Here is a 24,193-nt window from a genome sequence, read left to right as displayed (position 1 = left end):
GCCTGCGTGTCGCAGCCACTCCCGCGGATGCCCCGAACACCGGCCCTCTGTCGCGGGCCGGGGTACGGGCGCCACGAACGTCCGGAAAGCGCCGCTGCGTGGCCGGGTTGTCGGTAGCGGGCCGGATGCGGTGAAGCCGGAGGTGCGGGTGGGACGTTTCGGGTGTCGGGGGCGGGAGTGAGGAGCGTAGGCGTACGGCCGCGGGCAGGATCGCGGCCCGGGACCGTGATCGATGTGCTCGCCGGGCCGTCCTCTAGGTTGACTTCGTGATCTTGCCCTGAGGGCGGTGAAGAGCCGCCGGGGCGCGCGTTTGCACTCAGTGTGGGAGGCCGGGTTGACCGTGGTGGCGTTCGAGCAGATCGAGGATTTCGACGAGGTCGTAAGGCAGTTGGATGCGGTGGTGCCCGTCTACGGGGAGGTCTATGCGGAGGCGCCGTACGACGAGGGTCCCCAGGACGCCGTCGACTTCCTCACGCGTGCGCGCCGGCAAGCGGCACGGGACGGCTTCCGCCTCGTCCTGGCGCGGGCCTCCGGCGAGATCGCCGGCTTTTCGTACGGCTTCTGGCTCCCCGCGGATACCGGCTGGTGGAGCGCCGTGCGGGCGCCCCTCGGGGATGCCTTCGTGGAAGAGACCGGCCGGAGGACCTTCAACCTCGCCGAGCTCGCGGTGCGGAGGGGGTGGCGCCGGCAGGGCATCGCCGCAGAGCTGCACCGGCGTCTGATAGCCGGCCTGGAGGCCGAGCGGATCGCGCTCACGATGCGGCCGGAGCCTGAGGCAGCGCCCGCACAGGCGGCGTACGGAGCTTGGGGCTACCGGAACGTCGGCCGGGCTCAGTACGGGGACGCGTCCCCCGCGTACGACGTCATGGTGCTGCCCCTGCGCTGAGCGGCCGCGGCACGACGCCCCTGGCCGAAGTCGCGGCGCGTCCGGGTGGCGGCCTTCACCCGGTCGGGCCAAGCGGAGGCGGCCCACTGCCGCGAATGGCCCAGGATCGGGACACCGGGCAGGCCGTGAATCGGATGAGATGCCTAACGTCGCAGAGGCAGGCAGATCGGTTCACGGAGCTCACGGAGGTGTCATGTCCCATCGAGGCCGCTGGCTGGCGGGCGCCTGCACGAGTACGGTCGCAGCCGCCCTCCTCGTCACCGGGGGCGCCTTCGCGCCACCGCCGCGGGACGTTGCCCGTACGGGTGGCGGGGCCGAGGTCGCCGTGGGCGCCTACCTCCACTACGGCTCGCCCGGCGTCGAGAGGATGCAGGGACTCTCGAGCTGGCTCGGGGGTACCGACCTGCGCGCCGGGCACACCTACCTGCCCGGCGACACCTGGTCGAACATCGAGGGAGCACCCGATTCCCTGCGCAGCTGGGCACGGTGGCGCAAGGCGAGGGCCGATCGGCTGTTCGTCCTGAACGTGCCCATGCAGGAGCACAACGAGGGCGGCGTCCCCGACCACCGGGTCGCCGAGCTGATCCGCGCCGGCGCGCAGGGTGAGCACGACCACCACTACCGGCGGCTGGCCGAGCGTCTGGTCGACCTCGGGGTGCCGGACACGGTGATCGTGCTCGGGTGGGAGATGAACGGCTTCGACTACACCCACCGATGCCGGCCCGACCCCGAGAACTGGAAGAGGTACTGGCGGCGCATCGTGGCTGCCATGCGCTCGGTGGAGGGGCAGCACTTCCGTTTCGATTTCGCCCCCAATCGCGGCAGCGACGCGATCGCCTGGACCAGCTGCTATCCCGGTGACGACGTGGTCGACGTCATCGGCATGGACACCTACGACCAGCCTCCCGGCGAAAGCTTCGACGAGCAGGTCGACCAGCCCTACGGACTCCAGCAGCAGGTCGACTTCGCGAAGGCGCACGGCAAGCGGATCTCGTACCCCGAGTGGGGGCTGTTCCGGAACGGCGACAACGACGAGTACATGCGGAGCATGCTGGCGTGGATCGCCGATCACGAGCCGCTCTACCACAGCATTACCGACTACTGCCCGCACGGCGTGTGGCAGTGCGGGCAGAACCCGCGCTCCGCACAGGTCTTTCGCGAGTTCCTGGCCACCGGACAGGGCCGTGGAGGGCCTCCCGGTGCCGCCGCCGGCGGCGCGGCTGGTGTGCGGCGATCACCGCCGCCGTTCGGCGGTGAGGACTTCAGGGTCGGCCGGAACCGCAACCCGGAGTCCCCCGGCCGGCGCCGGGTGCCGAGAGCGAGTGGAGTCGGGACCGGAGCCCGGAGCGCGGAGCCCGTCACGAACCCGTTCGTGACAGGTGCGCGGGTGGCACCGCCGCCCCGCGATGCCTGATGTTGACGACCGAAGCCTTGGCCAGTGCCATCGGGTTCAAGAAGCGCATCGGACTGATCAGGCGGGACGCGAACAGATGCATGTGGCGTGCCGCCGATTCATCGCGCGCTGCCGCCGAGAACATGAGGCGCTCGAAGGGATTGAACGGACGGGCCGTGGCGAAGTCGGCGGCCAGGTACTGGTAACCGCGCAGCCGCCGCCGGTGCATGCGTTCGTACGCCGTGAGGGAGGTCTCCGCGGCCGGTCGCGGCCGGGGCGACCGCCTCCGCCAGCCATTGCGCGGATTGCAGAGCCCACCCGCATCCCACTCCCCACAGGGGGTCGCCGGTCAGGGCGGCGTCGCCGATGAGCGCGACACCCGGTGCGGTCGGTTTGCGGCTGTGCAGCGGGTAGTTCACGGCGCCGATGATCTTCGTGACGCGTTCGGCGGAGTCGATGGGCGGCGCCTCGGGCAGGGCGCGGATGAAGGAGAGGAAGCTGCCCTCCAGATCTTCCCGGAAGGCCGGCAGCCGCTTCTTGTCCGGGAGCACGGCCATGACCGTCACCCCGTCGTCGTTGGGGAACGCGTACGCCATGTCGGGTTCGAGGAACCAGGTCTGGCCGATCCCGCCGTGCAGCGGAAGGTTACGGAAGTGGGCGAGATAGCCGAACCGAGCGTTCTCGTGCTGCTGGGCGGGAACCGCGGCGAACTTCGCCACGGCCGAGTCCTTGCCGTCGGCGCCGACCACCAGGCGGGCCCTGATCTCACGCTCGCCCTGTGGGCTCGACGCGCGCACGCCCCTGGTTCGTCCGGCTTCCCGGACCAGCCCGGTCACCTGATGGCCGAGGAGCAGATCGACGCCGGGGGTCTCCGCCGCCCGGGACCTGATCAACGGGTCGAGGATGCTGCGCCGGACGTTGTACGCGTACGGCAGCTCGGGGCCCGCCGGCGCCGCCCTCGGCTCGATCCATCCCCAGCGGGTGTACCAGCGGGCCTCGTTGCGGACGGCTCCCGCCTTCTCGATGGCGGGGACGAGGCCGAGTTCGTCCAGCACCGGGTAGGCGTTGGCCGTGATGGAGTGGGTGCACAGCACTTTGTACGCTTCGGGGTCCGATCGGCGTTCCAGCAGTGCGACGCGGACACCGCGTCGAGCGAGCAGGATCGCCGCGGCGCTGCCGGCGAGGCTGGCTCCGCTGATGACGACGTCGTAGTCGTATCCCGCGCTCTGGGGCTTGGTCATGTGCCGATCGCTCCCTTCCGGGTGTGGTGCCGTTCGTGGGAGCGGCGCAGCGCCACACCCCGCGACTGTCAGGCACATGAGCAATCATAAGGAGCGGAAAGGTGGATCGGGTGGCGTGTGCTCAGGCTTCGGCGGTGGTCTCCTCCGTGCGTGCGAACAGGGCGCCCTTCTCGAACCTCGCGGGGAAGGATGGGGAAGGATCTAGCCGGCGGCAGCCGGTCCGACGGCCCGTTCCAGGGCTTCCAGGACGGTGTCCCTGAACAGCGCGGCCTTGTAGCCGGTCTGCGGCAGCGGCCGGCAACGCGCCAGTACCGTCGCGGCGGCTGCGGCGAGGACCCCGGGGGTGGCCTCGCGGCCGATCAGGGCGCCCTCCACCTCCGTCAGCCGTAGCGGGACGCGCGCCACCCCGCCCGCCGCGACGGCGGCGTGCGTGATGGTGGAGCCGTCGAGCGCGACCCGGGCGGTGGCCTCGACCAGGGGCCATTCGGCGTGGGCCCGGCTGATGGCCCGGTGGCAGGCGGCGCGTTCGCCGGGCAAGGGCGCCGGCAGGAGGACCGCGGTGAGGATGCGCTCCGGCGGCAGCAGGTGGTCCGCGCGGAAGAGCCGGTCCCCGTCCCCGTACAGGTCGGCGACGCCGCGCGGAGGTTCGCCGTGGATCTCGGCTTCGGCATCGTAGGTGAGCAGGGCCATCGCGAGGGTGGAGGGGTGCGGGGCGACACACGGACCGGCGCCGCTGACCACGCCGAAGTGGTGGTCGCCCTCGCGCGCGGGGCAGCCGGTTCCGCCCTTCTGGAGGCAGCTGACGTGCGGATTGCGGTAGTACCAACAGCGGTTGCGCTGGAGCAGGTTGCCGCCCAGGGTGCCGGCGGCGCGGATCTGCGGCGTGGCCGCGGTCCCGGCCGAAACCGCGAGGGCCGGCCAGCCGGCGCGCAGCTGCGGGTCGGCGGTCAGCGCGGCGAGGGTGGTCAGTGCGCCGATCCGCAGTCCGCCGCCGGGGAGCGGCGTGCAGCCGCGCAGGTGGCCGGCGCCGTCGAGGTCGGTGAACGGCCCCGGGGTGAGGCCGCTGCGCTGCCGGGCGGTGGTGTCGGTGCCACCGGCACGCAGCTCCCCGCCGCGGGCCAGGACGGCGGCCGAGAGGTCGGCGAGGGCGGGTTCGGTGCTCACGTACCCAGTCCTTCCAGGAGCCGGTCGGGGCGGATGGGCATGTCGTACGGGCGCCATCCGGTCGCGTCGTGGACCGCGTTGGCCAGGCACGCGGCGGTGGGCAGGGTCGAGATCTCGCCGAGACCGACGCCTCCGCCGGGGACGTGCTCGAAGCCCTCCTCATGGAAGTGGACGGTGATCTCGGGGGTGTCGCCGATCCCTGGGATGCGGTAGTCCTCCAGGTTCTCGGTCAGCACCCGGCCGGTGGCCGGGTCGGTGCGTCGTTCCTCGTACAGGGCGTAGCCGATGCCCTGGACGACGGCGCCCTCGCACTGGCTGCGGGCCAGCCGGTCCTCGTGGATGCGGCCCGCGGCGACGCCGTTCCACACGCTCAGCGGGCGGACCCGGCCGAGCCGCGTGTCCACCTCGACCTCGGCGACCTGCACCGATCCGGTGAAGCCGCGGCCGACGGCAATACCGCCCAGGGTGAAGGGGGTGACGAAGCCACGGCGGTCGCGGGGGCGCCGGCCGGTCACCCGTACGCCGTGCGCCGAGTCGAGCCGGGCGGCGACGTCACCGGCGCCGAGCGCTTCGCGCAGCCGGGCGGCGGCATCGGCGGCGGCGGGCGCGATGGAGGGCGTGGTGCGGCTGCCGCCGGAGGTGGGACCGTGCACGGCGTCGCTCTGGCCGACCTCGGCGCGCACCCTGTCCTCCGGTACGCCGAGGCCCTCGGCGACGGCGCGGCGCAGCACGGTCCGCGAGCCCGTGCCCATGTCCTGCACGGCGCAGCGGGCGACGACGATTCCGTCCTCGACGGTGAGTTCGACCTCGGTGGCGGGATCGAGGAAGTACAGCCAGTTGGCCGCCGCGACGCCGACGCCGCGGCGGAACCTCCCGGTGCCGCCGCGGGGGCCCGACCAGACCGGAAGGGCGGCGGCCCGGTCGTACAGGGCGTGCCGTTTGGGGTTGCCGTCCCAGCGGCGGCGCAGGGCGATCGGGTCCTGGCCGAGCCGGTGGGCCATCTCGTCGACGGCCTGCTCCAGGGCCCAGCACATCGTGGGTCCGCCCGGGCCGCGGAACGGGGCGCCCGGTGGCCGGTGGGTGACGGCGTCGAAGTCGCGGAGCCTGCGTGGGGCCTTGCCGTACATGAACCGGGCCAGTGACGCCACGGAGCCGCCCACCGAGACCCCGCCGTCGCTGTCGGCGTCCATGGCCAGCGCGCTCAGATCGCCGGCCGCGTCCGCGACCATCGCCAGCCGGATCCGGGTGCCGGGCCGGTATCCGCCGTCGGTGAGCTCCTCGTCCCGGTCCAGCGCCACCCGCACCGGGGCGCCGTGCAGCCGGGCCAGCTCCACCGCGGCGACGACGTCGGAGGTCAGCCCCATCTTGCAGCCGAATCCGCCGCCTACGTGGACAGCCCTCGCGATCACCCGTTCGGCGGGCAATCCGAAGCGCTCGGCGGCGAGCTCGGCCACGCGCTTCACCGACTGGGTGGACACCTCCAGGCGGAGGGTGCCATCGACCCACTGGGCCAGGCAGGCGTGCGGTTCGAGCGGGGTGTGTGTCTGCGCGGCGGTGGTGAACACGCCCTCCACCACCCGCTCGGGGTACCGGCTCCGGGCCTCGGTGATGCGGCGTACGGCCGCGGCGGGGCGCTTGCTCATGGCGGACGGGCCGCGCAGGTTGCCGCGCCAGCGGGCGGGCACCAGCTGGGGGGTCTCGCCGGACCCGGGCGCCCGCTTGCGCGCCGCCTTGTCGTCGTAGACCAGCGGGCCCTCGCCGGTCCGGGCCTGGCGTACGTCGAGGGCCGCCGGCAGCACCTCGTAGTCCACCCTGACCTGCGCCGCGGCCGCCCGTGCGGAGGCGCGGTCCGGCGCCGCGACCGCCGCCACCGGCTGCCCGACGTAGCGCACCACGCCGTCGGGAGGCAGCAGCGGCACGAGCGGACGGCCTCCGGCCTCCAGGGAGCGTACGAGCGCGTGCGCGTGCGGCGAGCGGATGATCACCCCCTCCAGCAGTCCCTCGGGGCGCAGGTCCGTGGTGTACCGGGCCGATCCGCCGGCCTTCTCCGGGGCCTCGGCGCGCGGAACCGCCTGCGCCCGTCCGCCCGTCGGCTCCGTGTCGTATGCGCCGGCGCAGGCCGCGGCCACCGCCCTGAAGATCCCCTCGTACGCGCCGCAGCGGCACAGGTGGCCCGCCAGCGCGTCCGCGATCTGCTCCCGCCCCGGCCGGGTGCGGCCGTGCTCCGCACGCCACCGCTCGAAGAACGCCGCAGCCTCGACCACGAACCCCGGGGTGCAGTAGCCGCACTGGAGGGCGTCCTCGCCGGCGAAGGCACGCGCCACCGGGTGGCCGGCCAGGCCCTCCACCGTCGTCACCCGCCGGCCGGCGAGCACGACGGCCGGCGTCAGGCAGGACACCCGGGGCTCACCGTCGACCTGGATCGTGCAGGCCCCGCACACTCCGCCGGCGCAGACCAGCTTGGTGCCGGTCAGACCCAGCCGGTCCCGCACCACCTCCACGGCGGCCGGGTCGTCGTCCACGTCCACCGCGCGCCGGGCGCCATTGACCTCGAACTCCACGAGACGTACTCCTCAGCCGTGGGGGCGGCGGCCGTCGGGCTTCGCGCTCACCGTCACGCTCCTTGATATACCGCTCGCGGGGCCGGCGCAGGTCGGCGCGCGCCCGGCTGGGTCATCGCACCTCTGATCCTGCCGGTCGCGCCTGCCGCGGGGCGTCGGACGGTGGCGTCCCGGATCACCGAACGGTGTGAGGCGCATCCCGCGACCGGCCGGACGTCACTGCGCTCGTCACGACGCGGTGAAGCGGATGATCCACTGGCTCAGCTCGGGCGCCGGCAGGCGCGACGCCGGAGAGCCGACTGTCCGTCATCTCCGGATGCGCGAAACCCGACTCGGCCACCAGGAACGAGAACGCCGCCGCAGCCTCGGTCCGGAACTCCGCCTGGAGATCCCGTGCGCGGCCCACGATCCGATCATCCGCCCGCCGGCCCGCCTCCGGAAGCCCTGGACCGGTGAACCGGTGAACCGGCGGCGGTTTGCCGTCACCGCACCGAGAGGTGGGGTGTGTGGTCAGGCGGGATCGCCCCGCCGCTCACAGCCGGCCCAGTTCCTCCTTCAAGTCGTCCAGTCCCAGGGAGCCGAGCGACAGTGCGGCCATGTGCCACCGCTTGAGGTCGAAGTCCGAGCCCTGCTTCGCCCGCGCCCTCTCCCGGCCCTGCAACCAAGCCCGTTCGCCCAGCTTGTACGTGATCGCCTGCGCGGGCCGGCCCAGGTAGCGGGCCTCTCCTTCAGCTGTCCGCGCCCGGCGCCTGCTCGGCGGCCGGGAGCCGTGCAAGGGCCGAGCGCGCGAGCTCGGCCAGGGCCTGCCGGCCGTCGGGTGAGCAGTCGGGGAGCGCGCCCGAAGCGCCGGGCACCCCCAGGCCGGTGCCGACGATCGGATCGAGCTCGACCAGGGCGTCGACGTAGGCGTCGGAGATCTGACGGGGCAAGGCGTCCGGTGTGTTCAGCACCCGGAGTGCCTGCCTGCCCCGCACAGCGCCCAGTCGCGCGGCCCGGAAGGAGACCGGTATCGGATCGTCCCCGGCCCGGACGTCCGGTGCGGCCGGATGGGGCGAGCGGTGTGCCTGCCCGGCGGGGGCCTTCCCTGTTTCTGGCACTCCCCCGGCCTCTGCGTACCCGGCGCGGACCAGATCACGACCGCACACGCACCCAGCCGCGGGGTTCAGGCCGCAGTGCTCGCAGGCGGGCCTCCGGTCGAAGTCGCCGCCGCCCGTCGTCGTCGACGCCACGCTGGTGCGGTGCGTGCTGGTGCCGGCCACGATCACGCTGCTCCGCGGCGCCAACTGGTGGGCGCCGCCCTCGCTCCGCCTGCGCGGCCGGGCCCCGGGTGCCGGGACGGTGGCACCTGATGCGGGCCGGCCCCTGACCGGCGTGCGTACGGCGAACCTAGCGGACCGCGACGGCCTCCGTCCGCGGAAGCCCACCCTGATCAGGGACGAGCCCGGGGCGAAGGGAGCCGGTTCAGTCGATGACCGCGGTGGCTTCGAGCTCGACCAGGTGCTCGGGTACGTCCAGTGCCGCGACGCCGAGCAGTGAGGCCGGCGGGACCGGTGCGGCCCCCAGCTTCGCGGCCGCCCTGGTGATGCCCGCCATGAGCCGGGGCATCTTGTCGGGGGTCCAGTCGACGACGTAGAGGGTCAGTTTCGCCACGTCGTCGAAGGAGGCGCCGGCCTCGGCCAGGGCGGTACCGACGTTGAGGTAGCACTGCTCGACCTGCGCGGCGAGATCGCCCTCGCCGACCGTGACACCGTCGGAGTCCCAGGCGACCTGACCGGCGACGAAGACCAGCTTCGATCCGGTCGCGATCGACACCTGCCGGTAGGCGTCGATCTCCGGCAGTCCACTGGGGTTGATCAGGGTGATGGGCATGTTGCACGCCTCCATTGCCATGAGAGCCCGCGAGGCGGCTTCCCGCACGCCACGACGCATTCGCTCTCTTGTGGTTACTCAGGAACCGTAAGAGAGTGGTCGCTGACATGGAAGAACGCACTTTTCGGTGACTGGGGAACCAGATGGTGACCAAGCAGCTCAGCGGCACTGCCGACGAGGCAGACTTGCGGCGCGCGGACTCGTTGGGGCGGGAGATCTTCTCGGACGTCGCCAACAAGTGGGCGCTCCTGATCATCGAGGCCCTGGGAGAGCACACCCTGCGCTTCGGCGAGCTGCGGAACGAGGTCGAGGGGATCAGCCACAAGATGCTCACGCAGAACCTGCGCATGCTGGAGCGCAACGGCCTGGTCGAGCGGACGGTCCACCCCGTCGTGCCGCCACGGGTCGAGTACACCCTGACCAAGCCGGGTCAGGCCCTGCGCGTGACGATCGACGGACTGTGCGACTGGACCCACCGGTACTTCGGTCACATCGAGGCGTCCCGGCACCGCTTCGACACCTGACGCCCGAAGCACCCGACGCGGCCCTGCCGTCCGCGAAGCCGCTCCCGGCGCAGCGTTCGCGCGTTACCCCCTAGGCTCATCTTCATGATCATGCGGATACGCGGTGTCGTCCTGCCCGAGCGCGTCGAGCGGACGTTCTGGGTCGATGGGGACCGGTTGAGGACCGAGCCGCCTGCCGGGGCGGCGTCGAAGAGGGTCGAAACGGTGGTGGACGGCGGCTGGCTCCTGCCGGGGCTGGTCGACGTCCACACGCATCCCGGGGCGGAGAGCCCTGATGACGGGTTCGATGAGGCCTTGCTGCGGAAGCACTTGACGGCGCACCGCGACGCCGGGGTGCTCCTGGTCCGGACGCCGGGAACCGCAGACCGGATGCCCGACTGGGTGGACACCGAAGCCGGTCTGCCCCGCGTCCGATCGGCGGGCCGGTGGCTCGCCACGCCCGGCCGGTTCTTCCCCGGGGCGGGACGTGACATCAGCGAGGACGAACTGGCCGGGGCCGCGGTCGAGGAGGCCACAGCCGCGTCCGGCTGGTGCAAGGTGATCGGCGACTGGCGATGGGACGAGCCCGCCGTGCCCCTGGAGGTGCTGAAGGCGACCGTTGACGCCGTGCACGCCGTCGGCGGACGGGTCGCAGTGCACTGCCAAACCAGCGAGGGCTCGCGCAACGCCGTCCTGGCCGGAGCCGACAGCCTCGAGCACGGCATGCACTTGGACCCGGACCTCCTGGACCGGATGGCCGCCCAGGGGACCGCGTACGTGCCGACGCTCACCGCCTTCGCCGGAAGCGTCGAGGAGTGGCGAGGGCGCGAGCCCAGCGCCCGGCGCACCGACTGGCTCGACGGCTGGCAGGGAATGCTCGACAACGTGCGCGCGGCACACGAGGCGGGGGTCATCGTCCTCGCCGGCACGGACAGTTTCCCCTGCGGCACGGTGGCCACGGAGTCCCGATGGCTGCAGCGTGCGGGAATGCCGGCCGAAGAAGCTCTCGGTGCCGCCTCGTGGACCGCACGGGACTGGCTCGGGCTGCCCGGGCTGGTCGACGGAGCGCCCGCCGACCTCGTCGCGTACGACGAAGACCCAGCGGCCGAACCCGGCATCCTCGGGCAGCCGAAACGGGTGATCCTGCGGGGGCGGGTACTGCGCTGACCTGCTGCCCGATGCGCCGGAACGAGGGGGAGGCGCTTGCGCGGCCGGACGCCGGCCGCGCGTTGTCAGTGGCCATCGATACGGTCGACCCATGAGAGCTACTGGAACGTTCACCGTCAAAGCGTTCGTCCCGACCGAGCTGAGGCCAGACCCTGCCGTGTCCACCGGACTCCCCGTGGGTGTCGCGACGATGGAGAAATCGTTCGAGGGCGAGGTCGCCGGTCGCTCGGCGACCTTGTTCACCTCCGCATTCGACCAGGAGACCGGCGTCGGCACCTATGTGGCCATGGAGTCCTTCGAGGGCTCGCTGCACGGCCGGAACGGCGCCTTCAACTTCGTGCACTCGGCGACCACGTCCGGCAGCGACCGCACCGCGGAGTTCTTCACCGTCGTGCCCTCGAGCGGCACCGGCGAGCTGGCAGGGATCTCGGGTGCCGGGGGCATGGCGGTCGACGCTGACGGCACACATCGGATCTGGTTCGACTACCAGCTCGGCTGAGTGCGCCGCGGCCGATGGAGTCGCCTTATTGGTTTGCCGGGGGCGAGACCGGTCGGGTAGGAAGCCTGCACGCTGAGAGGCATCAATGTCGGGCTCAGGGCCCGGCACGAGGACGACATCCCGATCCTGCGGGCCGAGCTCTACGACGACGTGGTCAACGCCTCGCGGCCCGACGGCCGGCCGTGGCGGGCGTTCATGCATCGGACGCTGTCTCCGCCCACCGCACCGCTCGTACCGCGGCCGAGGGATGGACCGGCCGGCCCTGGAAGACCACGTCGGCTTCCCCGCGCGCCCTGCCGTTCGCGTCCAGCAGGAGAGCGGCGGCTTCGACCAGTGGGGCACCGCGTCGCGTTTCGTGGCGCACCGCGACGCGAAGGGCGACGCTGGGGACGCAGGAGTTGGCCCCCTTGGCTATGTGGCTCATGCCGGACACCATGCGGGACGTGCGCATGAAGCGATCAATCCACTGAGCGAAGGCCCGGCGGGAGCGGTCAGGCCGGGTCGTTCCACGCGGTCGTGAGCCCGTCCAGCCACGCGGGTGGCAGCGCTGCGGCGTCCCACTCGTCGCGCAGCTCCTCGGGCGCGGCGTCGAGGCGCTCCAGCACGGCGATGCTCGTGGTGGAGTGGAGGAGGGAATAGCGGCCGTGCAGCGTGATGGCGCTGTCCGGACCGTACGCCGCGAACATTCGCTCCAGCCGGTCCCGGTGGGCTGCGGCGAACTCCGTCAGCCGCCCGGCGTACCCGGCCCGCTGCCGGGGACTCATCGTGCCGAGGACGGCGGCGAGCACCTCGTCGGTCACCTCCGGGTCCAGCTCCGAGGCCGCGGTGAACGACAGGTAGAGAGGTGTGACGGCCACCCGCGCCCGCTCCACCTCCACGCGCCCGGCCCGAGGACGCTCCCCCGCCGGGCCCGGTTGCCCGTCCGCCCCCACGACTTGTACGAGGGTCCGCTCCGCGACGGCTCCGAGCTCTTCGAGGAGGAAGCCGGCGCCGTCGAGCCAGCCCGACTCGTACGCCTCGCCCTTGTCCCCCGGCGCGCTCCAGCCGCCGCTCAGCTCCTCGTGCGCGAGAGCCAGTGCGCCCGCTTCCAGGAGCCCGATCAGTTGCCGCGCGTCGCCTGAAGGGACCCCCGTCCGCGCGAGGAGCTGCAGCAGCGTCATCCTCGCGTTGTCGACACTGACCTCGTCCGGCCAGCGCCGTCCCTCGTCGGCCGCGCTCATCACGTCCTCCTCATCGCTCGGGTAGTACACAGTGTGTACAACGAATCGCTCCCGTCGATGATCCAACGTTCCACAGTCAGGCTGTGCTCCCAGGGGGCGCGGCTGACGTCCCGCTCGACGTGTCGGGTGGGCGCAGGGCCGTGAAGAGGTCTTCGGCAGAGCGGACTACGTCCATGAGCGCGTTCTCGAATGCGGCTCGGGGGTGTCGGACCTCCCGGGGCGGCCTCGCCGAGGAGCGCTCGGGCGGAGGCGACGGCCCGCTGGAAGACGATGCGCGGCGCGGCGGCCGTCCTGCGCAGTGCCCATCGGGCCCGCGCCGGGCAGGTCCTGCGCGCACCGGGCCGCCTGGCGGCTCGGCGGTCCGCCGGCGCGGCCGCGGGGTCGGGGCGGAAGTCGGGTCCTGCGGCGAGAGAGGCGCGGCGGACGACGGTCCGGGCTGAGCTGCCGGTGGGGCGGGGCGAAAGCGGTCCGGACCTGTAGTGAGCCTGCCTGCAGGGTGTCCAGGCGGCTTGCTCGCGGTGCAGCAGGGCGAGTTGTCGCGGTGGACCGAGGTCGGCCAGCGTGGGAGGGCTGGCGACGGAGGTGAGACCAGCGGACGGGGAAGTGCCTGGACCGATCCCGCGACGAGGTCCGACCAGGCCGCCGAAGTCACGCGGGCCGCCTGCCCGAGCCGCTGATGTGCGGGGCCGGGAGGAACGCGGCAAGGCCCGCCAGCCGCAGTGGGGGCCTGCGGCTGACGGGCGTCTCCCGCTCCGGCGGTATGGCTACGCGGCGCCCGTCATGCGGGCGAACACCACCACGTTGCTGTCGTAGTAGTGCTTCTTGGGGTCGAAGTCGCCGCCGCAGGTGACCAGGCGAAGGCCGGCGTGGTCGAGGTTCTTGTAGACCTCCAGTGTGGGGAACTCGGCCTTCGGGTACTCGGCGACCCGGTCCACCGTGAAGGTGACCGTCTTGCCGTCCCGTCGGGTCACCTTGATGGTGTCGCCGCCCTTCATCGTCTTCAGCTTCTCGAACACTGCGGATGCTCCGTTCCACGTGACATGGCCGGCGATCACGGCCGGCCCTTGGGAGCCGGGGGTCGGCCCCGGCTCGTACCAGCCCGCGAGCGCGGGGTCCTTCGGGGTCTGCATGGTGCCGTCCGCGTTCTGCCGCAGCGTCTCCAAGGTGCTGGACAGGCCGAGGGAAGGGATCGTGATCTTCTGCGGCTCCGACCGGGCGAGGGCGGGCTCGGCCCGGCCCGCACCCGCAGCGCTTCCCGATCCGTCTGCGGGTGACGCGGAGCCCCCGCCGGAGGGCGTCTTCGCAGCGGGCGGGCCGCCCGCGGCGGCCGGTGCCCCGCCGCCCTGGAGGGCTTGCCCCTCCGAGGCAGGGGGCTTCGCCTCGTTCTGGCCGGCGCACCCCGCGAGGAGCAGCCCGGCGAGGGCGGCGGCCGCCAGGGGGCCCGCGGTCCGGCGGCGGGGCCGTGGAGTGGACGCGGAGGGTGCGGAGAGCTCGGGAGCCGGCTTCACACGCCGCCTCCGGTGTTCCCCCTGCGAACCGGGACGGCAACGGGCCGCTTCCGCGTGACGGCCACCGCAGCCGCCACCACCGCGAGGACGGCGATCGCCGCACCGTCGCGCACCGTCACCGGCGCCGACGCCTGTTGCGCAGAGCCGCCACCGGTCTCGATGGCGCCGACCGGTACGGACCCGACGGCCGCACCCTTGACCTCTCCGCAGTTGGTCGGAGCCGTGGCCTCCTGGGGCAGCTTCGGGTCGAGCTCGCTCTTGCCGGCGCCCTCGAAGTCGTACTTCTTGTTCTTGTTGCGGTCGATGCCGTGCTGCACGACGTGCAGGTCCTTGATGTGGTCGACCACATCCTGGCCGACGGCGATCGTCCGCTTGTAGGAGATCTTGCCCTGCTTGTCGGCGACGGGCATGCGGTCGACGGCGAGACCGCTGGTGGCCTTGGTGTCCCCGCCCGTGGTGAGTGAGATGTTGATGTCGCCGTAGTCATGGGTGGCCTCGGTGTTGCTGAGGACCCCGTCGCCGTCCGTGTCGTCGGTGGCGTCCGGGCATTTGAAGTCGTGCCCCTTCGTCGAACCGTGCAGGTGCTGGGCCGACGGCTGTCCGGGCACCATTCCCTCGGACTCGATTTGCACCGTGAGTTGGTTGCCCTTGAGGCTGAGCATGACCGTACCGCTGGAGCCTGATGCGTTCAGCTGCGCCAGGTCGATCTGGTACGCCTTTCCGCCCTCCGCGAGAGCTGGTCCGGAAAGGCCGAGGGTCAGGCACACTGCGGCGGGTACGGCGGCGAGAACCACGAGGCGACCGGCGCGCTTGACTATCACTTTCGCTCCTGTTCCGTGGATCCCCAGAACGGGAATCGCAGATCGTACGGGGTTGAAACGGTTTCCTTGAGAGGCTCTCCCTTCCTGGTCTCGGTCCCGCTCCTCCTTCGGTGCCGAGCACCGCCGAACACCTGCGGACGGGTACCCGTGTGTTCCTCGACTTCCGCATCGGCCGACAGCCGCCCGCCGGTCATCCAGATGCGCGCCATCGCATCGGCCAGGGCCGGGTATCGGGCAGCCTCACAGAGCATTTCCGAGAGGACGAGAATGCCGTGTGCGGTGCATTTCGGATCGCGGTTCCGATGCAGCCGGACGACCGCGTCGCTCAAGGGGCGGCGTCCCAGGGAGATTCCCGAACGCCGCACGTCGGCGGCCGTCTCCAGGTCGAATCGGCCTCCGCCGAAGGGCAGGGCTTCCGTTCTGCGGAGCCCCGGTGGCGCCACCCAGTCCCGCACGTGGTGGACGTACGCTTCCGGCGGGGCCTGCCAGTTCTCGAAGGTGTTGCGGAATCCGACGATACGAAGGTCGGAGTTCTGTAGACGGAGCTGGATGTAGAGCTCGATGAACAGACCTTGCAGGTGAATGCGCAGGGGGAGGTGAGGCGTTCCCCCCTCCCCGTGCCCGGCCCTGCTGAACCAGCCCGGAGCATCTTCCACCCTCGACCGGATGGTCGACGTCAGGAGCCGGTACTCGTCCACCGATGCGTATGCCGGGGAAAAGCACACTGGTTTCAGCATGGCCGCCCGGATCAGGTGAAGGAGCCGGAATCCGGACTCCTGGGAAGTAATCTGACCGCCGTCGATTCGATCGTGCTGTACTCGCGCACGCAATCCACCGCCTTCGACATCGTTCCGATCGTCGACGGGGTGGCATCAACCCCATCGCCGGGTTCGGTTCCGTGAGGACCTTTGTAGTCGTCCCGGCGGCGACCGGACGAATAGTTGGCCTCTGATGCTAAGAAATGGGCGCGCGATCCCGCTGACCGGGTAGTTGCCGGCCAGACCTCAACCGGCCCTGACTCACTGCGGGTTGGCGTGCCTCCGGCTCTGGGGCCAGGTTCTGGGACCGCTCGGCCCCCCCTCGACGGCAGGCCGGTTCACCTGGCCCGTTCCGCAGGCCAGTGATTCTTTCGACTGGCCCTCAGAATTACTGCAGCGAAGCACGTTTGGGACAGCGCATCCGGGTCAGACGCGTGATATCGGAAGCACCACCCGCGGGCAGGGCTTCCGGAGCGGCCTCAGCCGCGCGACGACCATCCCCCCGGCGTCGTGCGGCCGGGCCGCCCGCACGACGGGCTGCCGCCCGGGTCCGTACGGCACCCGGGCGGCCCCGCATCCCGGCCCTCTCCCCGGCCGGGAGCGCCGGGGCCGCCCGAAGAACCCCCGGCGCCGGCGCTCGTACCGCCGCCCCCGGGCAACGGACCCGACGGCAGCAGCCCGGCAGTCGGCCGTTCGGAGTCCGGCACCCCCTGGCCTCGACGGCTCACGATTGCCGAGCCATCCCGGGCGGCGGCCAATACGGCCGCCCCACCACGCTCCCCTGGGGCCTGGAGATCGACCGCGCCCACCGTCCGTCCACCATGCCCGACTTCGCGACCTACCACCCCACCTTCCTCTACGAGTCCCTCTGGGACATCGGCGTCGCCGCACTGATCCTGTGGGCGGCCCACCGGTTCGCACTGGGTCACGGCCGGACCTTCGCCCTGTACGTCGCCGCCTACACGGTCGGCCGGTTCGGGGCCGAGTACCTGCGCATCGAGAGTCCCACACGTTCCTCGGCCTGCGCCTGAACAGCTGGACCTGTGTCGTGGTCTTCGTCCGGGCCGTCGCCTGCCTCGTCGTGTCGGCACGCCGCCACCCGGGCCGCGACGACGTGTCACGGCCAAAGGGCGCGGACCACGACAGACGCTGCACGGAGGGGGTGGGGCTCGTGGCGGGGGTTCGCGGCGTCAGCAGACCGAGCGGTAGGGCAGGTCGGGCACGTTCTGCTCCCACTGTGCGCGGGTGAGGTCCCAGCCGACCCGCTCGCACAGCGCCCGCGCCACCGCCTTCGGGTCGAGGACGAAGACGCGGTGCGGGTGGTACAAGGAGGAGACGTGCAGCCGCCCCCGGGAGTCGAAGGCGAGGGCGCGCAGCAGGCCGGCGGACCCGCGCAGCGGATCGCCGAGCCGTCGCCGGGCGGGTACGTCCCACAGCTGGATCCGGCTGTCGCCGACCATCGCCGCCAGGGTCTTGCCGTCGCGGAGACCTCAGCAGCGCTAAGTTGCACAACGCGCAACTGTATGCATTGGGGTCATCATCTCCGACCAAACCGACAAATCTCACCAATGCCATTCTTTGGGATGCGGATCTCACAGATGCAAACCTTGCCAGAACGAACCTGACCAGAGCGATCCTGGTTGATGCGGATCTGACAGGCGCCTACCTGACTGGAGCGAACCTGCACGGCGCAAAGCTCAGCGCCGCTGACAAAGCCCCGGACCTTAAGATGTCCGGCTTCTTCAAGGACCACGCAAATCTGGCGAGCGCCGACCTGACCGGTGCCGACCTCACGGACGCTGTGAACCGTTCCGGGTTCGGTGGAGATCTCAGATGTTGGTTGTGACCTGGGGTTTCGTGGTTGCTCGGTAGTGGTTGGTCTCGTATTCGACGGGTGGGACGTGGCCTATCTCACCGTGGAGTCGTCGATGGTTGTACCAGTCGACGTACTCGGCGGTGGCGAGCTCGACGTCGGGCAGCGTCTTCCATGGCCGTCGGGGCTTGATCAGCTCGGTCTTGAACAGCCCGATCGTGCTCTCCATCAGGGCGTTGTCGTAGGCATCGCCGACCGAGCCGATCGAGGCTGCGATGCCGGCCGCGTCCAGGTGCTCGGCGAGCCGGAAACTCGTGTACTGCGACCCGGCGTCTGAGTGATGGATCAACTCGCCCGGCTGGATGGGGTGTTGGTCGCGGTCGCGCTGCCAGATCGCCATCTCCAGGGCGTCCAGCACGAAGACCGTCTCCTTCACGGTGACCGCGGACCAGCCGACGATGCGGCGGGAGAAGGTGTCCACGACGAAGGCGACGTAGACGACGCCGGCCCAGGTTTTCACGTGGGTGAAGTCCGCGACCCAGCAGCGGTTCGGGGCGCCGGCGACGAAGTCCCGGTCCACAAGGTCGGGGGCTCGGTCGGCCTGGCCGCCGGGCAGTGTGGTGATCACGCGTTAGCCGCGGACCGCTCCGGTGATGCCGAGCTCTCGCATCAGGCGTTCGATGGTGCAGCGGGCCACGGTGGCCCTGCCGGTTCAGCTCACGCCAGATCTTCCTCGCCCCGTGACGCGGTAGTTGGTGTCGTAGACGTGCTGGATCAGTTCCTTCAGCTCGCTGTCCCGCACGGTCCTGACGGACGGTGCGGTCCGGCGTTTGTGGTGGGGGTAGTAGGTGGAGGGGGCGATCTTGCAGTCCTGGGCGGTCAGCACACGGCAGACCGGCTCGACACCGCCGAAGCGGTCCTTGTGCTCGTCGATGAACGCTACGAGCGTGTGTGTGGCCGGTCGAGCTAGGCCGCGAAGAAGGACGCCGCAGCCTTCAAGATCTCGTTCGCCCGCTTGAGCTCGGCGTTCTCCTTCTTCAGTCGCTTCAGCTCGGCCGATTCCTCGGTGGTCACGCCAGGACGCACGCCGACGTCGACCTGGTCCTGCCTCACCCACTTACGGAGCGTCTCGGTCGTGCCGATGCCCAGCTTCTGGGCGACCGCTTTCATCGCGGCCCACTCGGTGTCGTAATCCGGCCGCACCTCGGCGACCATCCGCACCGCACGACGGCGCAGCTCAAGCGGGTACTGGGAAGGACGTGCCATGACTCGATCCTCTCAAATGATCGAGTCCCTACCGAACCCGGAACGGTTCAATCATCTAGGCGGCGATCCGACGTTGTGGCTTTGTTCATGAGAACGGGTTCTGGCTCAACTTCTGTGGAGTGGCACTGACAGTCAGATCTTCGAAGCGAGGCGGTACCGATTTGGGTGAGCGTGGAGCCGAGGCGAGGTGAGTTCCAGTGCTCGGTTGTCCAGTCCGGCGGCCATGTGGTCGAGCCATCGTTCGTACCAGGCGAGAAAGTCCGGGGCTGAGGAGACGTTCGGGCCCCAGAAGCCGTCGACGTTGCCGATGAGCATGCGCCCGGTGAGAGGACCGGTTACGCCTATGAGGACGAGATCGCTGCAGCCACGTTCGATGACGTGCAGGAAGAGGTGACCATCGCGTGTGGGGCGGTAGGCCCGGCTGAATCCTCTTGAACCGGTGTTGGCAGTTGCGGGGTTCATCGTGAAGAGGGTGCAGCCTTCCAGCGGGATCAGTCCGTAGTACGGGGACGCACCGCTGCCGCCCATGTTCGTGAGGAAGTCTCGATAAGGCTGTGGGAGTTCCACGTCATGCTCGGCTTCAAAGGCATCTGCCTGAGCTCTGGGCAGTCGGGGGCCGAGGTGAAATTCGTGCCGTTCCTCGCCGAAGGAGTGGCTTCGGTTGGGTGTGTAGGGGATGCGTGCCAGTTTGCGTCGCAGCCGCGAGATGCGGGAGTCCATGCGAGCTCTTCTCTCGTGTCGCCCGTAATCTATCGCGCCGCGCGCAAGGGTTCATCCCGCGAGTAGGACTCGCTTCCGCAAGAGCTGGAAGCCGGCCCGGCCGAACATCCGGCGCTTGAGCATCTTGATCCTGTTGACGTGGCCTTCGACGACTCCGGAGTTCCAGGGCAGGGTGAGGCCGGCGACGACGGCGTCGCGGCAGCTGGGTGACGTCGTTGCGGTTGCCGCCGGTCAGCGAGACGGCGAGCGGGATACCTGGCCCGTCGACGATCACATGGTGCTTGCTGCCCGGACGTGCGCCGTCGACCGGGCTGGGCCCACTTTGGGGCCTCTTCGGGCGGCCCGGACGTGGGAGGAGTCGATCACCGCCCGCGACCAGTCGATCTGCTTCGCCGCCCGCAGCCTGGCGAGGAGCACGGCATGGAGCCGGTCCCGGACACCGGCCTCGTTCCAGGCCTCGAGGCGGCGCCAACAGGTCATGCCCGACTCGAAGCCCGGCTCCTGGGGCAGGTACTCCCACTGGAGACCGGTACGCAGTATGAACGAGATGCCGCACAAAGCCTGCCGGTCCGGCACCCGGGGTCGGCCATGCTTCAGCTTCGGCCCGGGTACGGGCAGCAACGGCTTGATCAGCGAACACGGTTCATCCGAGACGATCCACGGACGAGACTCCCTCTTCGCCACGGCCAGACCAACGAGCATCCAAGCCGACAGTCACACCACAATCGGCTTCTGTTAGGACCTCTTAGAGGGCGGTTCGTGAGCTGATGTCCGTTTCTGGGTGGGATGGGACAGGGCTGCTAGTCACGGTGCTCGGCCGGTTACTGCTTCCTGGCGAAGCTGCCGGTGTCGACTTCGGTGAGGATGTCGAGCTTGACCAGGCGTTTCAGTTTGGCGCGGGTGCCCTCGATGTTCTTCGGCAGCAGTTCGTGGTCCAGGGCTTCGCAGACGTCCCGGGCCCGCAAGGGGCCGGTCGCGTCGTTGAAGACGCCCAGGATGCGGGGATAGTCCGGGTGCTCGGGCAGGTCTGGCGGGGCGGCCGGGAGCCGGTCGGCAAGGCCGGTGACGGTTCTCCGTGTGATCGCGAGGTGTTCGAGGTGGGTCTCGGCCTCCCGCAACCGGGCCTGTAGTTCGCCGATGCGAGTGCGGAGGTCGTCGGCCAGGCCCCGGGCGGCGTTCTCCTGGATGTCGAGCGCGTCGAGCAGGGGCTGGAAGTTCACGCACTCACCGTCTGCCGTTCGCGCCATGTGGGGGTGTTCTCGCCGGTAAGGCGGCGGGCCATGACCTGGGTCATGGCCCAGTAGACCCGGGAGGCGGACGAGGCCGGGTGGTGCTCGTAGTCGCGGACCAGACGCCGGTGCAGTATCAGGATCCCGTAGGTCTGCTCGACCTTCCACCGCTTCGTCTGCGGAACGAACCCCTCCTCCGGCGCGGCACGACCCGTCCCCCGGCGGGCCGGGACATCGCGGCCTGGGCCACCGAGTGCAACACGCGGCTCACAGCCTGTAGTCCCGCACACGCCCCTGCGCTGGGAACTGCCGCTCACCGTGCCCGTCCCGCTCCCCTGGCCGGGGCGGCCTGCTGCCGGTGGGCGGGAACCACGGGCCCGGCCGGGGCCAGCGCGCCGGGGCCGCGGCCACGGAGTGGTGGTGGTCGGGAGGGAACGGGCCGCCGTCGGGGAGACCCGGGGCCGGGAAGCGGCCGGTGCGCCGGGCAGGGTGGTCAGGCAGGTGAGGGTCGCATCCACGTGACGGCCGACCAGGGCCGTGCCGGAGGCCTCCTGCCAGGAGGCGTATGCGCTCAGGCGGTTCAGGTGCCGGGCGACGGTGTGAGTGCCGTCGCTCTCCCCGACCTGCTGCACGGGCGGCCAACAGCGGCCACAGGCACGAGCCGACCAGCGGACCCGCTTTTTCCGATGAAGGCGCGGCAGTGGACCGGCACGGCCGCCCTCCGGGAATCCCGTCCCAGCCAGGGCCCCGCACCGGCCCACCCGCCGACCCGCCGGTCAGGGGGCGTCGATGAGTACCCGGCCGTCGGTCGGCACGGTTGCAGCGAGCCCGTTCGCGTACGCGTTCTGCACGCGGGACCGCTCCGTCGCGTTGGGCACGGCGTTGGTGCAGGCCGTCCCGGCGCTGGACCCGGACATCAGCTGGGAGCACGGCCCCGGCTTGGTGTCCGGGAGGCCCAGGCTGTGGCCCAGCTCGTGCGCAGCGATGCGCGTCTTGTCGTATCCCTGGCTCACGGCCTGCGCGCCGAGTTCGACTCGGACCTGTCGCCCCGGACGGACCGGCCCGAGGGTGGCTTGCGGCCAGCCGGTGGTGGCGACGATGACGATCTCGGCCCGGGCCCCGGGCGCGGCCTCCACCAGCCGGACGTTACTGACGTTCGCGTTCCAGGAAGCGACCCCGGCCGCGATGGCCGCTTCCCAGCCACTGGCCCGGCTGTCGTCGTACCGGAGTGTCACTAGCGCTGCGGTGGCGTCCGGTATGGGCGCGGGTGCCGCGGTCGCGGCGGTTGCCGCCGCGAGGACCAGCGCGGCGGCGGAGGTGCCGACTTTCAGCCAGGTGCCCAGAGACATGGTCGTCTTCCTTCACGCGTGGGGGGGCCCGGCCCCTCGGCGGAGCCGGGGCACTGGAGACGCCGCCACCGCCCGCCTGTGGTCCGCGGGTTCGGACAGCCGCCCTCCGGAGCCCTAAGAAGGTAGCCCAGCACCCCGTTAACCCGTCATGCACCTGCCAGCCAATTCCCGCAGGCACTCCAGCCGATGCCCGGTCAGCGGGCGGCTACCATCCAGGGGCTCGCGCGACCGCGCTCGCCGAGCGGGCTACGGACGGCCGCGTCGGTATAGCCATACGGCTACCGGACGGCCCGGCCGCAAAAGGAACAAGGTTCGAACAGGCACGCCCATGACAGCCCGCCGCCTTGGTGATTGACGCCGGCCGGCATCAGCTCAGTCAACCTGTGACAGCCCTGACCACCACCGCTGCACAGCAGGAGCACGGACATGCGTCCCGTCCTGGCTGACGCCCATCTGGTGCCACCCCACCCATTCACACGCTGAGGCGGTGGCTGTCCGTTCAGCGGCGCGCCGACCACGCCGGAACCATGACCGGGAAACGGGCGGCCGAGCTCGAGGAGCTGCGGATCGCGTGGGATACCGCCGGCGCCGGCCTCGAGACCAACCTGGCGGCGGCACCGCCCTACTACGAGCTGCACGGAACCCTCGCCGCACCGAGGCCCACCACCACGCTCGACCAGGCCGTCGGACACCGGCTCACCAACGTCCGCCGTCCCCGCGGGCTGGGGCAAGGACCCCGTACGGGCGGAGCGGCGGCCCGCGGCCCTCGCCGCGATCGCCCCGGACTGGAACCCGGGGCGCTGAGCGGACGGTGGACTGGCAGCGGCGCAGGAAAGGGGGTACCGCGATGGAGATCGTCCTTTGTCAGCGGCCAGTGCGGTCAGTTGTGATGTCACTCTTTGCTACGGCCCGGGCTCGACGTCTGATGCGACCAGCCGTATGCGGATGGACGCGACCAGCTGTCGGGCCACATCGGAGCCGGGCACAGGCGATCAGTGGTCTGCGGAGTGGGCCTCGGCGAGGAGTTGTGCCGTGAGTTCCGTACAACGCATCCGGGCGGGAGAGAAGTCGTAGGGCATCTTGGTGATCGCTTCGAAGGCGCTCATCTGTGTGTCCTCCTCCCCTTTCAGGTGGGCGTCGAAAATCTCGAAGAGCTTCTCCTCTGCCGCAGCCAGCCCAGCTGCCTCGATGGCCTGCTCCAGGGCCCTTTGTTGGGCGCATCGCTGTACGGCGAGTTCTTCGACGCGTGGGTCGTGGGTATCGATGCCGTCGTCGAGGGCGGCCTCGGCGGCATCGAGGCGGTCGTCCTCGGCCCTCAGGTCGGGGTGGGTGGCCAGCACGATGAACACGCTGGCTTGGACGGCGGCGCCCAGCGGGCCGAAGACCCGTTCCGTGACCAGCAGGGCGTCGAGGTCGGAGGGGCGCAGTGCGCCCGGGGGCAGGTGGCTGAGCCGGTCCGTGACCAGTTCGGAGAGCAGCCCCAGCGGGTTGCCCACCGCCTGCAGATGGCGGATAGCCGCGCGCTGACGTTCGATTTCGGCCTCCCGCGCCGCCAAGGTTTCCTCCAGCCTGCTCAGGATCTCCTCGATGTCCCGGGCTTCGTCGGAGGCGGCCCGCATATCGTCCAGGCTGATGCCGACCTCTGCCGTCTTGCGGATCCACAGCAGGCGGATCATGTCGTCGTAGCCGTAGCGGCGGCGGCCGTCTCCACCTCGCTCCGGCTCCGGCAGCAGGCCGATTTCGTGGTAGTGGCGGATGGCACGTGGGGTGGTCCCGGCGAACGCGGCCGCATCACCGATCTTGACTTGGCGGGGAGGCGTGATGGAGGGGTGCATAAGACGGAGCCTTTCGTACTGGGGTGCCTCGACCACACCACATGCCGCTACGGAAGGTGCAACAACACCATCCGGGTTCCACCGGAGCCAGGACCTGGCTGCCGTCGGATCCGATCAAGAACGACGAAACGTCGGGCACCGCAGAGTGACCTTCGGCGGCCAGATACCTGCCCACCGAGTGGCCGCCACTGGGGATTTCTAACTGGCCGCCGACAGGAGGGGTGGATGCTGTCGAGGGGGGTGGTGACCGGCGACGTGTGACGGCTGCCGGGGACCTGCCCGCGGTCGACAGCGCCACGGGGGCTGGGAACAGCCCGTCCGAAGGCGGCTCCCAGCTCTGGTTGTTGCGCTTCTCCCCCGGGGCGGACGCGGCCGGGGCCGGAGCGGGGGC

At 70.9% G+C, this 24,193-nt stretch carries 22 protein-coding genes and 5 pseudogenes; 8 read left to right on the top strand and 19 right to left on the bottom strand.

The features are described 5' to 3' along the window. Positions 1–340 precede the first annotated feature (340 nt). Together PV721_RS19855 and PV721_RS19850 are read left to right on the top strand one after the other, a co-directional pair. A complete protein-coding gene (locus PV721_RS19855) occupies positions 341–886 on the top strand; it encodes a GNAT family N-acetyltransferase (RefSeq protein WP_319726203.1) in 546 nt (181 codons plus the stop codon). A 193-nt stretch (positions 887–1,079) separates the two neighbouring features. Then, on the top strand, positions 1,080–2,300 hold the full coding sequence (locus PV721_RS19850) for a glycoside hydrolase family 26 protein (protein WP_319726187.1): 1,221 nt from the start codon (positions 1,080–1,082) through the stop codon (positions 2,298–2,300). A 98-nt stretch (positions 2,301–2,398) separates the two neighbouring features. Here the strand turns inward: PV721_RS19850 and PV721_RS19845 are convergent, their stop codons facing one another. From PV721_RS19845 to PV721_RS19820, 6 genes and pseudogenes are all read right to left on the bottom strand, one after another. Next, positions 2,399–3,520 carry an NAD(P)/FAD-dependent oxidoreductase gene (locus tag PV721_RS19845; protein WP_319726185.1) on the bottom strand — a complete coding sequence of 374 codons (1,122 nt, stop codon included), beginning with the start codon at positions 3,518–3,520 and terminating at the stop codon, positions 2,399–2,401. A gap of 201 nt (positions 3,521–3,721) precedes the next feature. Continuing rightward, positions 3,722–4,684 carry an FAD binding domain-containing protein gene (locus PV721_RS19840; RefSeq protein WP_319726182.1) on the bottom strand — a complete coding sequence of 321 codons (963 nt, stop codon included), beginning with the start codon at positions 4,682–4,684 and terminating at the stop codon, positions 3,722–3,724. After that, positions 4,681–7,245 (bottom strand): molybdopterin-dependent oxidoreductase, encoded by a 2,565-nt coding sequence (locus tag PV721_RS19835; protein WP_319726181.1) that lies wholly within the window; start codon positions 7,243–7,245, stop codon positions 4,681–4,683. The genes PV721_RS19840 and PV721_RS19835 overlap by 4 nt, the downstream gene beginning before the upstream one ends. 532 nt (positions 7,246–7,777) lie before the next feature. After that, positions 7,778–8,065, bottom strand: a pseudogene (locus PV721_RS43970) (DUF885 family protein); the annotation flags it as partial. Next, on the bottom strand, positions 7,974–8,174 hold the full coding sequence (locus tag PV721_RS19825; protein ID WP_319726179.1) for a hypothetical protein: 201 nt from the start codon (positions 8,172–8,174) through the stop codon (positions 7,974–7,976). The gene PV721_RS19825 and the pseudogene PV721_RS43970, both read right to left, overlap by 92 nt. Positions 8,175–8,706: 532 nt before the next feature. Next, the gene (locus PV721_RS19820; RefSeq protein WP_319726176.1) at positions 8,707–9,114 is read right to left on the bottom strand and encodes a RidA family protein; all 408 of its coding nucleotides are present in this window, start codon (positions 9,112–9,114) and stop codon (positions 8,707–8,709) included. 143 nt (positions 9,115–9,257) lie between these two features. On the opposite strand from PV721_RS19820, the gene PV721_RS19815 reads away from it, so the two are divergent. The 4 genes and pseudogenes from PV721_RS19815 to PV721_RS19800 form a co-directional block, all read left to right on the top strand. Beyond that, complete coding sequence (locus PV721_RS19815) at positions 9,258–9,638, top strand: helix-turn-helix domain-containing protein (RefSeq protein WP_319726174.1); 381 nt, start codon at positions 9,258–9,260, stop codon at positions 9,636–9,638. Positions 9,639–9,722: 84 nt separating this feature from the next. Next, a complete protein-coding gene (locus PV721_RS19810) occupies positions 9,723–10,784 on the top strand; it encodes an amidohydrolase family protein (RefSeq protein WP_319726171.1) in 1,062 nt (353 codons plus the stop codon). A 91-nt stretch (positions 10,785–10,875) separates the two neighbouring features. Beyond that, on the top strand, positions 10,876–11,283 hold the full coding sequence (locus tag PV721_RS19805; RefSeq protein ID WP_319726169.1) for a DUF3224 domain-containing protein: 408 nt from the start codon (positions 10,876–10,878) through the stop codon (positions 11,281–11,283). 72 nt (positions 11,284–11,355) lie between these two features. Next, positions 11,356–11,472: pseudogene (locus tag PV721_RS19800) on the top strand (N-acetyltransferase); the annotation flags it as partial. A 4-nt stretch (positions 11,473–11,476) separates the two neighbouring features. Here the strand turns inward: PV721_RS19800 and PV721_RS19795 are convergent. From PV721_RS19795 to PV721_RS19775, 5 genes are all read right to left on the bottom strand, one after another. Beyond that, the gene (locus PV721_RS19795) at positions 11,477–11,707 is read right to left on the bottom strand and encodes a hypothetical protein (protein WP_319726166.1); all 231 of its coding nucleotides are present in this window, start codon (positions 11,705–11,707) and stop codon (positions 11,477–11,479) included. Positions 11,708–11,774: 67 nt separating this feature from the next. Continuing rightward, positions 11,775–12,503, bottom strand: coding sequence for a hypothetical protein (locus PV721_RS19790; RefSeq protein WP_319726163.1), 729 nt, complete (start codon positions 12,501–12,503; stop codon positions 11,775–11,777). 764 nt (positions 12,504–13,267) lie between these two features. Next, a complete protein-coding gene (locus tag PV721_RS19785; RefSeq protein ID WP_319726160.1) occupies positions 13,268–14,011 on the bottom strand; it encodes a class F sortase in 744 nt (247 codons plus the stop codon). Next, entirely contained in the window at positions 14,008–14,832 is an 825-nt protein-coding gene (locus PV721_RS19780) for a hypothetical protein (protein ID WP_319726158.1), read from the bottom strand. Before PV721_RS19780 ends, PV721_RS19785 begins: the two co-directional genes overlap by 4 nt. Next, positions 14,829–15,569 (bottom strand): ribosome-inactivating family protein, encoded by a 741-nt coding sequence (locus PV721_RS19775; protein WP_319726155.1) that lies wholly within the window; start codon positions 15,567–15,569, stop codon positions 14,829–14,831. Before PV721_RS19775 ends, PV721_RS19780 begins: the two co-directional genes overlap by 4 nt. A 779-nt stretch (positions 15,570–16,348) precedes the next feature. Here PV721_RS19775 and PV721_RS19770 point away from each other — a divergent pair. Then, positions 16,349–16,839: pseudogene (locus PV721_RS19770) on the top strand (prolipoprotein diacylglyceryl transferase family protein); the annotation flags it as partial. On the opposite strand, the gene PV721_RS19765 reads toward PV721_RS19770, so the two are convergent. Continuing rightward, complete coding sequence (locus PV721_RS19765) at positions 16,781–17,050, bottom strand: hypothetical protein (RefSeq protein WP_319726153.1); 270 nt, start codon at positions 17,048–17,050, stop codon at positions 16,781–16,783. The pseudogene PV721_RS19770 and the gene PV721_RS19765 overlap by 59 nt on opposite strands. Positions 17,051–17,094: 44 nt before the next feature. On the opposite strand from PV721_RS19765, the gene PV721_RS19760 reads away from it, so the two are divergent. Further along, the gene (locus PV721_RS19760) at positions 17,095–17,436 is read left to right on the top strand and encodes a pentapeptide repeat-containing protein (protein ID WP_319726151.1); all 342 of its coding nucleotides are present in this window, start codon (positions 17,095–17,097) and stop codon (positions 17,434–17,436) included. Here PV721_RS19760 and PV721_RS19755 read toward each other — a convergent pair. The 7 genes and pseudogenes from PV721_RS19755 to PV721_RS19725 form a co-directional block, all read right to left on the bottom strand. Then, positions 17,420–18,669: pseudogene (locus tag PV721_RS19755) on the bottom strand (IS3 family transposase). The gene PV721_RS19760 and the pseudogene PV721_RS19755 overlap by 17 nt on opposite strands. 132 nt (positions 18,670–18,801) lie before the next feature. Next, positions 18,802–19,389 (bottom strand): SMI1/KNR4 family protein, encoded by a 588-nt coding sequence (locus PV721_RS19750; protein ID WP_319726149.1) that lies wholly within the window; start codon positions 19,387–19,389, stop codon positions 18,802–18,804. Positions 19,390–19,659: 270 nt separating this feature from the next. Next, positions 19,660–20,091 carry a transposase gene (locus PV721_RS19745; protein WP_416371140.1) on the bottom strand — a complete coding sequence of 144 codons (432 nt, stop codon included), beginning with the start codon at positions 20,089–20,091 and terminating at the stop codon, positions 19,660–19,662. A 119-nt stretch (positions 20,092–20,210) separates the two neighbouring features. Next, positions 20,211–20,609, bottom strand: coding sequence for a hypothetical protein (locus PV721_RS19740; RefSeq protein WP_319726146.1), 399 nt, complete (start codon positions 20,607–20,609; stop codon positions 20,211–20,213). Beyond that, positions 20,606–20,812 (bottom strand): annotated as a pseudogene (locus tag PV721_RS19735) (IS5/IS1182 family transposase); the annotation flags it as partial. The pseudogene PV721_RS19735 and the gene PV721_RS19740, both read right to left, overlap by 4 nt. Before the next feature lie 582 nt (positions 20,813–21,394). Beyond that, complete coding sequence (locus tag PV721_RS19730) at positions 21,395–21,967, bottom strand: snapalysin family zinc-dependent metalloprotease (RefSeq protein ID WP_319726144.1); 573 nt, start codon at positions 21,965–21,967, stop codon at positions 21,395–21,397. 992 nt (positions 21,968–22,959) lie between these two features. After that, positions 22,960–23,802, bottom strand: a complete 843-nt coding sequence (locus PV721_RS19725) for a MerR family transcriptional regulator (protein ID WP_319726141.1) — start codon at positions 23,800–23,802, stop codon at positions 22,960–22,962. Between the last annotated feature and the right edge of the window lie 391 nt (positions 23,803–24,193).

It is taken from the genome of Streptomyces sp. MB09-01 (genome assembly GCF_033794505.1).
Taxonomy (GTDB): Bacteria; Actinomycetota; Actinomycetes; order Streptomycetales; family Streptomycetaceae; genus Streptomyces.
This window is presented reverse-complemented; position numbering and strand designations above follow the sequence as displayed.

Bases quoted from the DNA above. Each gene is read 5' to 3' on its own strand.
- PV721_RS19745 (WP_416371140.1), bottom strand. From the start codon at position 20,091: ATGCTCGTTGGTCTGGCCGTGGCGAAGAGGGAGTCTCGTCCGTGGATC.
- PV721_RS19795 (WP_319726166.1), bottom strand. From the start codon at position 11,707: ATGAGCCACATAGCCAAGGGGGCCAACTCCTGCGTCCCCAGCGTCGCC.
- PV721_RS19810 (WP_319726171.1), top strand. From the start codon at position 9,723: ATGATCATGCGGATACGCGGTGTCGTCCTGCCCGAGCGCGTCGAGCGG.
- PV721_RS19845 (WP_319726185.1), bottom strand. From the start codon at position 3,520: ATGACCAAGCCCCAGAGCGCGGGATACGACTACGACGTCGTCATCAGC.
- PV721_RS19805 (WP_319726169.1), top strand. From the start codon at position 10,876: ATGAGAGCTACTGGAACGTTCACCGTCAAAGCGTTCGTCCCGACCGAG.
- PV721_RS19765 (WP_319726153.1), bottom strand. From the start codon at position 17,050: ATGGTCGGCGACAGCCGGATCCAGCTGTGGGACGTACCCGCCCGGCGA.
- PV721_RS19750 (WP_319726149.1), bottom strand. From the start codon at position 19,389: ATGGACTCCCGCATCTCGCGGCTGCGACGCAAACTGGCACGCATCCCC.
- PV721_RS19725 (WP_319726141.1), bottom strand. From the start codon at position 23,802: ATGCACCCCTCCATCACGCCTCCCCGCCAAGTCAAGATCGGTGATGCG.
- PV721_RS19730 (WP_319726144.1), bottom strand. From the start codon at position 21,967: ATGTCTCTGGGCACCTGGCTGAAAGTCGGCACCTCCGCCGCCGCGCTG.
- PV721_RS19815 (WP_319726174.1), top strand. From the start codon at position 9,258: ATGGTGACCAAGCAGCTCAGCGGCACTGCCGACGAGGCAGACTTGCGG.
- PV721_RS19775 (WP_319726155.1), bottom strand. From the start codon at position 15,569: ATGCTGAAACCAGTGTGCTTTTCCCCGGCATACGCATCGGTGGACGAG.
- PV721_RS19790 (WP_319726163.1), bottom strand. From the start codon at position 12,503: ATGAGCGCGGCCGACGAGGGACGGCGCTGGCCGGACGAGGTCAGTGTC.
- PV721_RS19820 (WP_319726176.1), bottom strand. From the start codon at position 9,114: ATGCCCATCACCCTGATCAACCCCAGTGGACTGCCGGAGATCGACGCC.
- PV721_RS19850 (WP_319726187.1), top strand. From the start codon at position 1,080: ATGTCCCATCGAGGCCGCTGGCTGGCGGGCGCCTGCACGAGTACGGTC.